At 45.4% G+C, this 13,291-nt stretch carries 16 protein-coding genes; all 16 read left to right on the forward strand.

What is annotated here, in order from left to right; all coding sequences use genetic code 11:
- The first annotated feature begins 179 nt into the window (after window positions 1–179).
- The 16 genes from V7O63_RS05615 (at window position 180) to rplX (ending at window position 13,289) form a co-directional block, all read left to right on the forward strand.
- Window positions 180–962 carry a PEF-CTERM sorting domain-containing protein gene (locus tag V7O63_RS05615; protein ID WP_340820529.1) on the forward strand — a complete coding sequence of 261 codons (783 nt, stop codon included), beginning with the start codon at window positions 180–182 and terminating at the stop codon, window positions 960–962.
- 536 nt (window positions 963–1,498) lie between these two features.
- Window positions 1,499–3,373: an SUMF1/EgtB/PvdO family nonheme iron enzyme gene (locus V7O63_RS05620; protein ID WP_340820530.1), complete on the forward strand. Its 1,875-nt coding sequence runs from the start codon at window positions 1,499–1,501 to the stop codon at window positions 3,371–3,373.
- Window positions 3,374–4,033: 660 nt separating this feature from the next.
- Window positions 4,034–5,863, forward strand: a complete 1,830-nt coding sequence (gene iorA, locus V7O63_RS05625; RefSeq protein ID WP_340820531.1) for an indolepyruvate ferredoxin oxidoreductase subunit alpha — start codon at window positions 4,034–4,036, stop codon at window positions 5,861–5,863.
- Entirely contained in the window at window positions 5,860–6,456 is a 597-nt protein-coding gene (locus V7O63_RS05630) for an indolepyruvate oxidoreductase subunit beta (RefSeq protein ID WP_340820532.1), read from the forward strand. Before iorA ends, V7O63_RS05630 begins: the two co-directional genes overlap by 4 nt.
- Window positions 6,457–7,109: 653 nt before the next feature.
- Entirely contained in the window at window positions 7,110–8,123 is a 1,014-nt protein-coding gene (rpl3p, locus tag V7O63_RS05635; protein WP_340820533.1) for a 50S ribosomal protein L3, read from the forward strand.
- Between the two features lie 5 nt (window positions 8,124–8,128).
- On the forward strand, window positions 8,129–8,890 hold the full coding sequence (gene rpl4p / locus V7O63_RS05640; RefSeq protein WP_340820534.1) for a 50S ribosomal protein L4: 762 nt from the start codon (window positions 8,129–8,131) through the stop codon (window positions 8,888–8,890).
- Window positions 8,887–9,135 carry a 50S ribosomal protein L23 gene (locus V7O63_RS05645; protein ID WP_340820535.1) on the forward strand — a complete coding sequence of 83 codons (249 nt, stop codon included), beginning with the start codon at window positions 8,887–8,889 and terminating at the stop codon, window positions 9,133–9,135. The genes rpl4p and V7O63_RS05645 overlap by 4 nt, the downstream gene beginning before the upstream one ends.
- Before the next feature lie 10 nt (window positions 9,136–9,145).
- Window positions 9,146–9,859 carry a 50S ribosomal protein L2 gene (locus V7O63_RS05650; RefSeq protein ID WP_340820536.1) on the forward strand — a complete coding sequence of 238 codons (714 nt, stop codon included), beginning with the start codon at window positions 9,146–9,148 and terminating at the stop codon, window positions 9,857–9,859.
- A gap of 14 nt (window positions 9,860–9,873) precedes the next feature.
- Complete coding sequence (locus V7O63_RS05655) at window positions 9,874–10,287, forward strand: 30S ribosomal protein S19 (protein WP_340820537.1); 414 nt, start codon at window positions 9,874–9,876, stop codon at window positions 10,285–10,287.
- 10 nt (window positions 10,288–10,297) lie between these two features.
- Window positions 10,298–10,753, forward strand: a complete 456-nt coding sequence (locus tag V7O63_RS05660) for a 50S ribosomal protein L22 (RefSeq protein ID WP_340820538.1) — start codon at window positions 10,298–10,300, stop codon at window positions 10,751–10,753.
- On the forward strand, window positions 10,753–11,679 hold the full coding sequence (locus V7O63_RS05665; protein ID WP_340820539.1) for a 30S ribosomal protein S3: 927 nt from the start codon (window positions 10,753–10,755) through the stop codon (window positions 11,677–11,679). Before V7O63_RS05660 ends, V7O63_RS05665 begins: the two co-directional genes overlap by 1 nt.
- Window positions 11,679–11,882, forward strand: a complete 204-nt coding sequence (gene rpmC, locus V7O63_RS05670) for a 50S ribosomal protein L29 (protein ID WP_340820540.1) — start codon at window positions 11,679–11,681, stop codon at window positions 11,880–11,882. Before V7O63_RS05665 ends, rpmC begins: the two co-directional genes overlap by 1 nt.
- Window position 11,883: 1 nt before the next feature.
- Entirely contained in the window at window positions 11,884–12,195 is a 312-nt protein-coding gene (locus tag V7O63_RS05675; RefSeq protein WP_340820541.1) for a ribonuclease P protein component 1, read from the forward strand.
- Between the two features lie 5 nt (window positions 12,196–12,200).
- Complete coding sequence (locus V7O63_RS05680) at window positions 12,201–12,530, forward strand: 30S ribosomal protein S17 (protein ID WP_340820542.1); 330 nt, start codon at window positions 12,201–12,203, stop codon at window positions 12,528–12,530.
- Window positions 12,527–12,925, forward strand: a complete 399-nt coding sequence (locus V7O63_RS05685; protein ID WP_340820543.1) for a 50S ribosomal protein L14 — start codon at window positions 12,527–12,529, stop codon at window positions 12,923–12,925. The genes V7O63_RS05680 and V7O63_RS05685 overlap by 4 nt, the downstream gene beginning before the upstream one ends.
- Window positions 12,926–12,935: 10 nt before the next feature.
- Window positions 12,936–13,289, forward strand: a complete 354-nt coding sequence (gene rplX / locus V7O63_RS05690) for a 50S ribosomal protein L24 (RefSeq protein ID WP_340820544.1) — start codon at window positions 12,936–12,938, stop codon at window positions 13,287–13,289.
- Window positions 13,290–13,291: the final 2 nt, after the last annotated feature.

A 13,291-nucleotide genomic window follows, 5' to 3' on the forward strand; every position in this document is an offset into this window, starting at 1 on the left:
GTTTGTGCGAATAAAAGTAATCAGTAATATTGTTAAGTAATTTATTTCCGAATAGTATATTGTATTTTCTATAATTGTATATATACATTTAGAAAGGTTTATATGTTGCAATCTTCATAATTAATTTTGTATAGGTTAGTTGGAATATTTAATTCAACAAAAAAAAGTGGTGGTACTATATGAATAAAAGGGGTTTAGTAACTTTAATTGGAGCTTTGCTGATCTTCGTTGTTGCATTTGCAGGACCTGCAGCAGCGAACAGTGGTGATGTACAGGTTAATTATTCGATATCTCCTGATACATTAACGTTAAGTGGGAAGGGTAAATACATTTCTGTAGAGATATTCAACACAGATCCGCACAATTATAGTGTCAGTGATCTGAATCCGCAGTCAGTTGAACTTATGATCTGTCTGCCATCTGAATGTAATATAGGTGGAAGGTGTCAATTTATTGGATTAGGGGAACTTGGTCTTGTCAAATCTCCTGAGATCAATGAAGGACAAAGTGACAACGTAGAAGATGATAAGCTCGTATTGATGTATAACAGGACTGAATTTTACGAGAAAGAGTTCTCATATGTATGCAATGGAGAATCAACAGAGACTAATGTAAAGGCTTATCTGGAAGATGCCTGTGATGTTGATACAAACATTGGTGCGGTCAAGTTCAAGATACAAGGTAACTTCTATAATAATAATGTTTTCAAAGGGAATGCATTTTCAGTTGATGTCAGGATAAGCGGGGGTGAAGGTTCCGACGGCGGTGGTCATGACGAAGGTGGCTCCGGTGGTAACGGTGGTTCCGGTGGTGAAGGTGGCTGTGATGGAGATCATGATGACGGTGGCTGTGATTGCGACCACGATAATGATGTCCCTGAAGCAATCCCGGAATTCCCATCAATTGTTATCCCACTTGTGGCAACAATCGGTATGATGTTCGCTTTCCAGCGCAGAAAGTGATGATAACAACTTGAATAAATCTATCACATAATAGTGTCATGAACTTTTGAGAATGAAAAGCTCATGGCCTTCTTTTTTAGATATCCTTAAAGCGGTTATTTCGCTAAACAGGTTTTTTTTATTATTCGATATGAGTATTTAATAATTAGGGTAAATTCAGGCTATGTAGAAATCCCCTAGATAATATGAACCACAGATGCACACAGATAAACGCAGGTACAAGTAAAACCAATATCTGTATCATCTGTGTTTATCTGCAGTTCTGGTTCAAAACTCGTTGAGGTGTAGGATTTCCACAGAGCTGTTTTCTTTATTTAATATGCTATCTTCAATTCTAAGTTAAGGATTCTTTACTTAGAGTTACAGTTTATATTCTAAGCAAAGGTTCCTTTACTTAGAATTACCTCTGGCTTGTTAACTTATATTCTCATTCTCAAATGATTCAAGCAAATATCTGGAAGAAGCACTAAATATTAATATAATTATATTAATCATGAAAACTTAGGACTGATTTGAATATTTATTATGGTGGATAAATGGCAGATATTGGTGTCAAAAGGGGATATGAGGTCCTGCCTGACAATAGTGTAAGGTTCGGAATTAGGGTGATCAACAATAGCCCTGCCGCTATTTTAGATGTTGAGATAATTCTCGGTTATCCTGAATCTCTTTTTAAGTTGCATGATGGAAGGATCCAGAAACTTGGAAACATTCCTCCTGCAAAGGAACGTACTGCTAAATTCGTGCTCAAGCCTCTGGGCTGTGTCCATCAGGAATATATTGGAGCAACTGTTCAGTATAACGACCATACATATGAGAAGAATCTGCTTAACATGCGCCGTAAGGAGATTCACTGTGTCTGTCCTTTCCTGCGGGCAAAGTCCATGAGTAAGGTCCAGTTTCTGCAACTTTCCTCAGCAGGACATTCAACGGAAGCAGGCCTGAACTTCGAAGGTGTTAGTTCGGAGCAGGTATTATCGTTCCTGATGCAGATCTGCACCAACCGCTTATACAAAGTGGAAGAACGCTTCGTGGACGGCGGGAAGATACTCTATCTTTCAAGTGAATCCATTGGTGAGGATGCATATTACTTGCTGACCGTTCTGATAAAGGGGAATCAGGGACAAACTCTGGTGATGCTGCGGGCGGTATCCAATAAGGCCCATGGATTACAGGGTTTTTTAAATGAGACCGTTTCCGAACTCAGACATCTTGTAAACACGGTAAAGTCCTCGAGGGAGATCGGTGTCATCAAACATGAGAAGGTTATCAATATTATAGATTCAGTTGTTCAGCGCAGCAATTTTTCAGTGGATGGAAGTTCAGGTTCTGCGCATGTGCAGGAAAGCACCGTGCAGAGAAGTGAAATTACCTCTTCCTCGGCAAAGGTCAATATTCAGGATAGTGTTGTGCAGCGCACCACTATAATAATGGATAGTGGAAAGAAGGAAGAAGAGGATGAACGCAAAGCCCTTGGAACCATTCGTCTGAGATCTGCTGAGGAAGCTGAGAGTAAGAGAATGGATGAGGTTTGGTCAAGGATAGAACGTGAGGAGCAAGAGCGTTTACACAAAGAACAGGAAGAACAGCAAAGAAGGAAAGAGCAGGAACTCAAAGCCAGGATCGCTGAGAACAAAAGTAAAGAAAAGGTCCTATCAAGGGAACGTGAAGAACAGGGTAGAATGAAAAAAGCAGATTTCATCAACTCCATTGGCATACAATTCATAGCAATTCCTGCAGGTGAATTCATGATGGGTTCGAATGAATATGATGAAGAGAAACCTGTTCACAAAGTAACAATTCCAAAGCCATTCCTGCTTGGTAAATATCCTGTAACTCAGAAAGAATGGTTTGCTGTGATGGGCAGCAATCCTTCTCAATTTAAAGGTGATAACAGGCCAGTGGAGAATATTTCATGGAATGATGCACAGGAGTTTGTCAAAAGATTGAACACAAAGGAAGTTACGAATAAGTACCGTCTGCCATCAGAGGCCGAGTGGGAGTATGCCTGCAGGGCGGGTACAAATACAAATTATTCCTTCGGAGATAGTGAATCACATATTGGGGATTATGCATGGTATGAGGATAATTCAGGACACAAAACCCACCCAGTTGGTCAAAAGAAACCCAATCCTTGTAACCTTTATGATTTGCATGGGAATGTTTGGGAATGGGTGCAGGATAATTGGCTTGGTTCCTATGAGGATAGTCTGAAACACGAAAAAAAGAATAAATTGATTTCCAGGTTCTTTGGTAAGAATCGGGAAAAAGATGATCTTAGTTTGCCCCGGGTCAGACGTGGCGGCGGCTGGATCAACCACGCCAGGAACTGCCGGTCAGCGACTCGCTACAACAGTGATTCGAACAACAGGTACGGCAGCATCGGTTTCCGTCTCCTCAGGGAAATGTAGTCACTTTCGACTTACCTCTTTACAACTTTAATGAAGTATTTGTATGGGAACTCTGCATCTCATTCCGAACCAGTGCATGCGTAACGGCACAGGTTGGATGTGTAAAACGTTCAAATAATCCATTGCAAGAAAAAGGTATGCTCAGACTATTTTCTATCAAAAGTGATGAATGATCAGAGGGCTTCCTGGATGAGGTAATATGCAATTTGCTTACTGATACGGATGTCTGGTATACGTTTTCATTTTAATGAAATGATTCTGCATTTAAATGCTATCTTTAATGCTAAGTAAAGGTTCCTCTACTTAGAATGTCAAAGCGAATTCTAAATAAATCAGATTTACATTCAACATAAAAAAAGAGAATACTGTGTTTTTCCATCTCAAAAAAGTACAATGTCTGATAAACAGAATGAACGCTGGCTAAAACTGCCAGCGTTCTTGTGGGGGTTTGGGGGTGGTACTATTTGAAAAATAGTTGCATGCTCCAATATGGTTAGCAGACATATAAACACTTTCATTTCAAATAAAATTGAAGTTCAAGTGGTTATTTTCTCATGTTGATCTTTCGCTAATCACCATTCTCTGACACATGTTAGCATGTAACAGCCATCTGGATATCTTTATCAATGATCATTTTGTATGACTTGGCAGGAGATCAACATGAGCACACGCGAGTATATGCTGGGAAACGTTGCAATTGCACGCGGTATCGTTGAAGGAGGCGGGCAGGTCATATCCGGTTATCCGGGAACACCGTCATCAGAGATCATCGGTACACTGGCAGGAATGAAAGAAAGGGATTTTTACGTAGAATGGTCGGTCAATGAGAAGGTTGCACTTGAGGTGGCTGCAGGTGCTGCAATGACCGGTGTCCGGTCAGTGGTCACAATGAAGCACGTTGGCCTCAATGTAGCAGCAGATCCGTTACTCACCCTTGCCTACACAGGTGTCAAGGGCAGCATGATCATCATCGTTGCGGACGACCCGTCATGTCATTCATCACAGAACGAGCAGGACACCCGCAGATACTCACAATTCTCACTTATACCATGTCTTGACCCCTGCACTCCCCAGGAGGCAAAGGACATGATCCCATACGCCTTTGAATTCTCTAATAAGGTCCAGATGCCTGTTATCTTCAGGCCTACAACACGTATCTCACACGGGAAATCCGATGTGGAGCTCGGACCCGTGAATGAGACAAGGCCCGCAGCAGAATTCGTCAAGGAACTTGAAAGATGGGTCATGGTCCCGAAGAATGCAAGGGTACAGCATCCTCATCTTCTGGAACTGCAAAAGGATATTCTCAACGAGCTTGAGAACTCACCCTGGAACTCCCTGGAACTAAGTGATGGTGCCAAGGTTGGAGTTATTGCATCTGGCATTGCTTCTGTCTATGCAAAGGAAGCCATCATCAAACAGGGTATCAATGCATCATTCCTCAAGATAGGTACCTATCCTGTTCCTGAGAACAAGATCCGTACTCTCATGGAGAACTCAGAACGTATCATCATCTTCGAGGAGATGGAGCCTGTTGTTGAGGAACAGGTCAGGATCATAGCACAGGAGACTGGCTCGAACGTTGAGGTGATCGGCAAGCTTCAGGGTCCTGTTCCGAGAATATACGAACTGAACACTGACATCTGTTCAGACGTTCTTGCAGACGTCCTTGAACTTGAAAGGCCGGATGTTCCGGCAGAGGTTGCAGAGGACTTCGATTACGACAGGTGCAGGATCGACCTGCCCATGCGTCCGCCTGTCATGTGTCCTGGATGTTCTCACAGGTCGACTTTCCATGTCATGAAAAAGGTCTACGGTAAGGATGCTATCTTCCCGAGTGATATCGGCTGCTACACACTGGGTATCCAGAGCGGTACAGTTGACACGACACTCTGTATGGGTGGAAGTATAACCGTAGCAAGTGGGATGTATCAGGCAGGAGAAAAGAAACCGATCTGCTGTTCCATTGGTGACTCCACATTCTTCCATACGGGGATGAACGGTCTGCTCAATGCTATCTATAATAAAGCGGACATCACAGTAACTATAGTGGACAACCGCATAACCGCAATGACCGGTCATCAGCCAAATCCCGGAATGGGTAAGCTTGTAACCGGTGAGGAAACCTCAGAGGTGGATCTGGAAGCATTATGTAAGGGACTCGGTGCAGGTTTCGTTGAAACTGCTGACCCATATGACCTCAAGCAGACAGAAGAGGTCTTCAAAAGGGCAAAAGAATACAAAGGAACATCAGTTGTCATCACAGAACAACTCTGTGTTATCGATGCAAAACGTTCCGGAATTCGCAGAACACCATTCACAATCGATGCAGAGAAATGTACTGGTTGCAGGCTGTGTGTGAACCTTGGCTGTCCTGCAATTGAATTCGATACAAATACAAGAAAGGCATCCATCAATGCGATGTGCACCGGCTGCGGAGTATGTGCAGCTTTGTGCAAGTTCGATGCCATTACGGAGGTGAAGAAATGAGTTCTGAAGGAATCTCTAAATTCGATCTTGTCATCGCCGGTGTGGGTGGACAGGGTACCATCCTTGCATCGGATATCATTGGGAAGGCTGCCGTAAAGGGGAATATGTCCGTACGTGCAGCAGAGACTCACGGTATGGCGCAGCGTGGAGGCTCTGTGGTCAATCACATCAGGCTTGGCTGTGAACTGGGTTCCATGATACCAATGAAAGGTGCAGATGTATTGCTGGCGCTCGAACCAAGTGAGGCTCTCAGGTATCTTGAATTCCTTTCCGACGATGGTACTATTATAGTGAACACAGACCCGATACTTCCGGTAACTGTAACATCAGGGCTCTGTACTTATCCGGATGTCGATGCTATTATCTCAAAACTGGAAGAAACGCATAAAGTAAAAGCCTTCAATGCAACCGAACTTGCAAAAGAAGCAGGACATCCACAGTCCATGAATGTTGTCATGGTGGGTGCGGTCTCGAATTACCTGCCAATATCTGTTGATACTATGCTTGAATGTGTGAAGGAACTCGTTCCTCCTAAGACCATCGACATCAATGCAAAGGCCTTCGAGATGGGCAGGAATATTGCTCAGGAATGATCACTGATCATCCTGAGAATCGTTTTTTGTTGTTTATGTGATGTTCAGGAAAAAGACGATCACAGGTTGATGCCTGTGATATGTTCCTTTATTTGCTCTCTCATGTCCTCATTGTCCAGGGCAAAATCAATGATCGCTTTAACGTATTTTTCATCAACTGCACTATATTAATAGTATCAGTTCTATGTTATTCTTGTTGATCAGGTTTGTATCGTGCAAGAGTTCATTCCCATTTCTATTCCTTGCAAAGACTTTATATATGATCTATTCCTTTTATGGCGAAGCGTAGATTCTATAGTGATATAGTGATCTGCTTGTATTAAGATTACAGTGCGAAAAAGTCGGATTTAACATTAAGTATAATTGGGCCTCTTCAAGAATGCCCGCTTACACAGAATTGTGTTAAAATACTGGGATGTTTGGATCTTTTCGAGATGACCACTCAGTAATGCCCTTGGGCATGCTAGGGTCCGTTGATGACTGGAGGAATGTACAGGTTTGGCGTTGAATGCGTATCATGAGGGTACGTGGAGTCCGCCTTATCATGTCCACTTCATTTCAATAGCGGTTCCTGCCTGACTTTCTTGCGTAAACTGGCCTATGCAAATTGCATGGACCTGCCAGAAAAATATGTGTAAATTAGGAGAATAATAATGGCAAAAGGACACAGACCAAGACGAGGATCACTCGCTTTCAGTCCACGCGTAAGAGCAAAAAGCCACATACCAAGGTTTAACTCATGGCCGCAGGCTGCTGGAGAACCAAAGCTCCAGGACTTTGCAGGTTATAAGGTAGCTATGACCCATGTGGTAATGATAGATGATGTCAAGAACAGCCTCACAGAAGGTATGGAGATATCAGTTCCTGTAACTGTTGTAGAGACTCCTGCCGTACGTGTTGCTGCAGTTCGTGCATATGGTAACTCAACACACGGTGAGAAGGCACTTTCTGAAGCATGGGCATCAGATCTTGATGAGGCTCTTGGGAAGACCACTAACCTTCCTAAGGAATCTAACACTGAAGAGGCTCTTGCAAAGCTCGAGGCTCTTGTGGATGAAGGCAAGGTTTCAGATATCAAGGTAATCACATACACTTTACCAAAGAAGCTCACTGGTGTTCCAAAGAAGAATGCCGATATCATGGAAACAGCAGTAAGTGGCTCTGACGTAAAGGCAAAGCTCGAGTATGCAAAGTCCGTACTCGGCGCAGAGATCAAGATAACAGATGTCTTCAACGAAGGCACATTTGTCGATATTGCAGCTATCACTACTGGTAAGGGTACTCAGGGACCTGTTAAGAGATGGGGCATCAATCTGCAGAAGAACAAGCACTCCCGTCAGGGCAGTCTCAGGCAGATCGGTACACTCGGTCCATGGCATCCTGCAGTTGTCAGGTGGACAGTACCACAGATGGGCCAGATGGGTTACCACCAGAGGACAGAATACAACAAGCGTATCCTCAAGGTCGGTACAGACGGCGAAGAGATCACTCCAGAGGGCGGTTTCATCAACTACGGTCTTGTACGCGGAGATTACGTACTCATAAAGGGTAGTATCCCAGGACCTTCAAAGAGGCTTGTAAGGCTTAGAGATCCAATGAGGTCAAAAGTACCTGCTATGGGTGAACCGGAGATCGTTCACGTAAGCACACAGTCCAAGCAGGGGTGAACTGAATGGTTACAGCAAAAATTATAGATCTATCAGGAAATGCCAAGGGGGATGTCGATCTTCCAGAGGTGTTTGATGAAGTATACAGACCTGACCTTATCAAAAGAGCAGTTCTTGCAGCTCAGTCCAACAGGTACCAGCCATATGGTCCAAGGATGTACTCCGGTATGGACACATCAGCTCATTCATGGGGCTCAGGCAGAGGCGCTGCCCAGATCCCAAGGATCGCTAACGGAAGCCGTGCAGCAAGAGTTCCTCAGGCAGTAGGCGGTAGGAGAGCACATCCACCAAAGCCGGAAGCTGACAGGACTGAGAAGGTCAACAAGAAGGAAAGACGTATGGCTATCCGCTCTGCGATCGCTGCAACATCTGATGCAGAGATCGTAAAGGCACGTGGTCACAGGTTCGAAGCAGAACTTCCACTGGTTGCTGCAAGCGAATTTGAGGATGTCGAGAAGACAAAGGATGTCGTAAGCTTCCTGCAGAACGCAGGTGTCTATGACGACGTACTTCGTGCAAAGGACGGAAGGAACATCCGTGCAGGAAAGGGTAAGATACGTGGAAGGAGATTCAAGAACAGAAAGAGTATCCTTATCGTTGCAACATGTGACAGCCCGGTAATGAAGGCCGCAAGGAACCTTTCCGGTGTAGATGTCGTATCCGTTGACACACTCAATGCTGAGCTTCTTGCACCAGGTACCCACGCAGGCAGATTGACCGTATGGACAGAGTCTGCAATATCCGCACTTGGAGGGATGTTCGAATGACCGTCATTAAATATCCGTTTATCACTGAAAAAGCAATGATGCTGCTGGAAGACAACAAACTCCAATTCATTGTTGATTCCCGCGCGAACAAGATGCAGATCAAGGCCGATGTAATGAAGATGTACGGTTTCCCTGTGGAATCTGTCTGTACAATGAGCACAATGAAAGGTCTGAAGAAGGCTATCGTTACTTTCGAGGGCACAGAGGCAGCTCACGAGATAGCTACAAGGATCGGTCTGATGTGAGGTGGACTAGATGACAAAGAGAATCATATCACAGAACAGAGGTCGTGGAACCCCTACATACAGGGCTCCATCACACAAGTTCAAGGCTGCACTTAAACACCCACGTGTCGATGATGAAGGCACGGTTTATGGTACAGTTATCGAAATTACACACGATCCGGCTCGTTCAGCACCAATTGTCAAAGTTTCATTTGATAATGGTGAGGAGCGCCTGATCCTTGCACCTGAAGGTATAGCAGTAGGTGACCAGATCGCTTGCGGAATCTCAGCTGAGATCAAACCCGGTAACATCCTGCCTCTGGCAGAGATCCCGGAAGGTATCCCTGTCTGTAATGTAGAGTCCAAGCCAAACGATGGCGGACAGTTCGCACGCGCTTCAGGTGCCTATGGAACAGTCATTTCCCACGACCGTGGGAAGACAGTTGTGCAGATGCCATCAGGTGAGATGAAGTGGTTGAATCCTAAATGCCGTGCAACGATCGGTATCGTTGCTGGTGGTGGCAGGGTTGACAGGCCTTTCCTTAAGGCAGGTAAGAAATACCACAAGATGAAGACAAGAGCTGCAAAGTATCCTCGTGTATCAGGTATTGCTATGAACGCTATCGATCACCCATTCGGTGGAGGTAACCGTAAGCACCCTGGTAAGCCAACAACCGTTGGAAGGAACGCACCTCCTGGACGTAAGGTAGGTCAGATCGCAGCACGCAGGACCGGAAAGCGTTAACCGGAGGCTAATACATGGCAAAGAAATCATCATCAAGATTACCAAAACGAAAAGGTGAATATACCTACCGTGGTAAAACGGTAGCAGAACTCCAGGCTCTGGATGTTGACGAGTTCATCGCATTGTTACCTGCACGTGAACGCCGTACTCTTAAGAGGGGCTACACAGAAGGCAGGAAGAATGTCGTCCAGCAGCTAAAAGATGGTAAAGACAACTTGAGGACCCACTACAGGGATATCATAATCTTCCCTGAGATGGTCGGCAAGAACGTAGAAGTATACAATGGCAAGTCATTTGTGGCATTCGAGATCCAGCCGGAAATGATCGGACACAGGTTCGGAGAATTCTCCCCAACCAGACCTAAGGTTTCCCACGGAAGCGCTGGTGTAGGAGCAACCCGTTCAAGCAAGTTCGTGCCACTTAAGTAAGGTGAGATAGATGGCAAGAATCGGATATTCAATTGAAATGGACCCAAAGTCAAGTTCAAAGGCTATGGGTGCTGAGCTTCACATCTCCCCGAAAAAGTCACGTGAACTTGGCAGGGCGATCAAAGGTATGCGTGCCGGTACAGCCCAGAGATACCTTGAAGATGTCGTGATCATGAAACAGGCAGTTCCTTTCAAGAGGCACACCGATGGTTCAGGACACAGAAAGGGTCCAATGGCAAACGGTAGATATCCTGTGAAGGTTGCTGAAGCTTTCCTCAAGATCCTTGAGAATGCAAAGAGCAATGCCGAATACAAGGGACTTGACCCTGAGCACATGTACATTGCACATGTTGCTGCAAAGCGCGGACGTGTGATCCACGGTATGAGACCAAGGGCTCGCGGACGTGGCAGTCCTAAGAACACAGAGACTGTCAATGTTGAGATTATTTTGAATGAGGTGCGCTAATGGCAATAGAGAAGAAATTCGTCCAGGAAGGATATGTAAAGGCCTCAATGGACGAATATTTCGCAAAACAGCTTAGCAGAGCAGGTTACGGTGGAATGGAGATCAACCGTACCCCAATGGGTACCCAGATCACTGTATATGCTGAAAAGCCAGGCATGGTCATTGGTAAGGCTGGTAAGGTTATCCGCAAACTCACACGTGACATCGACAGGATGTACGATGTGGACAACCCCCAGATCGATGCTCAGGAAGTTAAAAAGCCAGAGCTCAATGCCCAGATGATGGCAAGCCGCCTTGCTTCTTCTATTGAAAGAGGCTGGTATTTCAGAAAGGCCGGTCATAATACCCTCAGGGCTATTATGAACTCAGGCGCTCTGGGCTGTGAGATAGTTATCTCAGGTAAACTTACAGGTGCAAGGTCAAGGGTTGAGAAGCTCGTTGACGGTTACATCAAACACGCCGGTAAGCCTGCTGAAGATATAGTTGATGAGGGTTTTGCAACAGCTGTCAAGAAGCTGGGAACCCTTGGATGCAAAGTTAGGATCATCCCTCCGGATGCAGTATTGCCTGATGTTTTCGACATAAGGGATGTCGTCGAGACCGAAGAGGTCGAGGCTGCAGCTCCAGAAGCTGCAAAGGCTGACATCGCAGAACTTGTTGAGAAGGAATCAGAAGGCGAGGTTGCAGACGAAGAGGAAGCAGTAGAAGTTGTTGAAGAATCTGTGGAAGCAGAGGTCGCTGAGGAAGCTCCAGCTGAGGAAGTTGAAGAAGAGACCAGTGAAGAAGCAACTGAAACTGATGATTCAGTTCAGATCGAGGACAACGGAGATGAGCAGAAAAGGCTGGTTGACGGTGTATGGCAGCATAAGCATGATGGCTATGACTACTGGCATCCGGTCGCACGCGTCCACAAGGAGGATAAGTAATGGCAATTCTTCGTTTGAACGAGATCAGGGATATGTCCCCTGAAGAAAGGATGGACGAGCTCGATAAGATGAGGGACGAACTCATCCGTGAACGTGCGCTTTCATCAGCTGGTGGTGCTCCGGATAATCCAGGCAGGATAGGAGAACTCAGGAAAACCGTCGCCAGGATAAAGACCATCCAGAGGGAAATGAAGGAGATCTGATTTGGAGATCACTCCTTCTAAACTGGTATTCCATGAACTGATAGGATTGGAAGTAACAATAACCGATGCTACTAATCCGACATATAACGATATACGCGGCAAAGTGGTTGACGAGACAAAGAACATGATAGTTGTTCAGACAAAGGAAGGGACAAGGAAAATGGTCCCGAAAAAAGGTTCATCCTTTGTGTTTCAGATACCTGCCCACTTATCCAAAAAGCATGCTGAGAGGTATGTTAAAGTAAATGGGAACCTTCTGCTCTCACAACCCGAAAGCAGAACAAAGAACATAAGAAAAATACACATGAGGTAATAATCATGGTTAGAGATATTGGATTGGATGTCCCCGCCCCTGAAAAGGAGTGTGACGATGTCAATTGTCCTTTCCACGGAACACTTCCGGTTCGCGGACAGGTCCTTGTAGGGACTGTTGTAAGCGACAAGATGGACAAGACAGTGGTCATCCAGCGCAGGCATGAGATGCTTATCAAGAAATATCAGAGATATGAGAAGAGGCAGTCAAAGGTCCACGCACACAATCCACCCTGCATTGATGCAAAGGTAGGGGATGTTGTGACAGTGGCTGAATGCAGACCTCTTAGCAAGACAAAATCCTATGTAGTCATTAAGGCGGAGGCACAGGAATGAGGGGAATAAGATCCACCGTTCCACGTGCACTCAATGCCGGTGCTAAGATCGACTGCGTGGACAATACAGGTGCACGTGTAGTTGAGATCATCTCCGTAAAGGGCTACAGAGGTGTAAAGAACAGACACCCAAGGGCTGGTATCGGTAACATGTGCGTGGTCTCCGTGAAGAAAGGAACTCCGGAGATGCGTAAGCAGATCCTTCTTGCAGTGATAGTTCGCCAGAAGCAGGAATTCCGCCGTCCAGATGGCCTGAGGGTATCCTTCGAGGACAATGCTGTTGTCATTGTCGACAAGGATGGTATCCCAAAGGGAACCGACTTTAAGGGTCCGGTTGCAAGGGAAGCAGCAGAAAGGTACCCAAAGATCGGTACAACTGCATCTATGGTAGTATGAGGTGTGAACAATGGTATCAAATCAACCAAGGAAACAGAGGAAAGCAAGATATACGGCTCCTCTTCACATCAAACAGAAGTACATGGGTGCTCCACTCTCAAAGGACCTCCGTGAGAAATATGGTTGCCGCAGTGCCAGCGTTGTCGTTGGCGACACTGTGAAATTAATGCGCGGTGACCACGCAGGGACTTCCGGAATGGTAGAAGCGGTTTCCCTCAAACACGGAACGATCGTTGTAGAAGGCGTAACTGTCTCAAAGGCAGACGGTACAGAGGTTGCAAGACCTGTATACCCTTCAAATGTGATGATCACATCCCTTGAAATGAAGGATAAACACAGAGAAGAAGTTATCAGTAACAGGTGATT

The organism is Methanolobus sp. WCC4 (assembly GCF_038022665.1).
GTDB lineage: Archaea > Halobacteriota > Methanosarcinia > Methanosarcinales > Methanosarcinaceae > Methanolobus.

Excerpts from the sequence above, each read along its gene's own strand:
- V7O63_RS05615 (WP_340820529.1), top strand. The coding sequence starts at position 180 with ATGAATAAAAGGGGTTTAGTAACTTTAATTGGAGCTTTGCTGATCTTC.
- V7O63_RS05620 (WP_340820530.1), top strand. The coding sequence starts at position 1,499 with ATGGCAGATATTGGTGTCAAAAGGGGATATGAGGTCCTGCCTGACAAT.
- iorA (WP_340820531.1), top strand. The coding sequence starts at position 4,034 with ATGAGCACACGCGAGTATATGCTGGGAAACGTTGCAATTGCACGCGGT.
- V7O63_RS05630 (WP_340820532.1), top strand. The coding sequence starts at position 5,860 with ATGAGTTCTGAAGGAATCTCTAAATTCGATCTTGTCATCGCCGGTGTG.
- rpl3p (WP_340820533.1), top strand. The coding sequence starts at position 7,110 with ATGGCAAAAGGACACAGACCAAGACGAGGATCACTCGCTTTCAGTCCA.
- rpl4p (WP_340820534.1), top strand. The coding sequence starts at position 8,129 with ATGGTTACAGCAAAAATTATAGATCTATCAGGAAATGCCAAGGGGGAT.
- V7O63_RS05645 (WP_340820535.1), top strand. The coding sequence starts at position 8,887 with ATGACCGTCATTAAATATCCGTTTATCACTGAAAAAGCAATGATGCTG.
- V7O63_RS05650 (WP_340820536.1), top strand. The coding sequence starts at position 9,146 with ATGACAAAGAGAATCATATCACAGAACAGAGGTCGTGGAACCCCTACA.
- V7O63_RS05655 (WP_340820537.1), top strand. The coding sequence starts at position 9,874 with ATGGCAAAGAAATCATCATCAAGATTACCAAAACGAAAAGGTGAATAT.
- V7O63_RS05660 (WP_340820538.1), top strand. The coding sequence starts at position 10,298 with ATGGCAAGAATCGGATATTCAATTGAAATGGACCCAAAGTCAAGTTCA.
- V7O63_RS05665 (WP_340820539.1), top strand. The coding sequence starts at position 10,753 with ATGGCAATAGAGAAGAAATTCGTCCAGGAAGGATATGTAAAGGCCTCA.
- rpmC (WP_340820540.1), top strand. The coding sequence starts at position 11,679 with ATGGCAATTCTTCGTTTGAACGAGATCAGGGATATGTCCCCTGAAGAA.
- V7O63_RS05680 (WP_340820542.1), top strand. The coding sequence starts at position 12,201 with ATGGTTAGAGATATTGGATTGGATGTCCCCGCCCCTGAAAAGGAGTGT.
- V7O63_RS05685 (WP_340820543.1), top strand. The coding sequence starts at position 12,527 with ATGAGGGGAATAAGATCCACCGTTCCACGTGCACTCAATGCCGGTGCT.
- rplX (WP_340820544.1), top strand. The coding sequence starts at position 12,936 with ATGGTATCAAATCAACCAAGGAAACAGAGGAAAGCAAGATATACGGCT.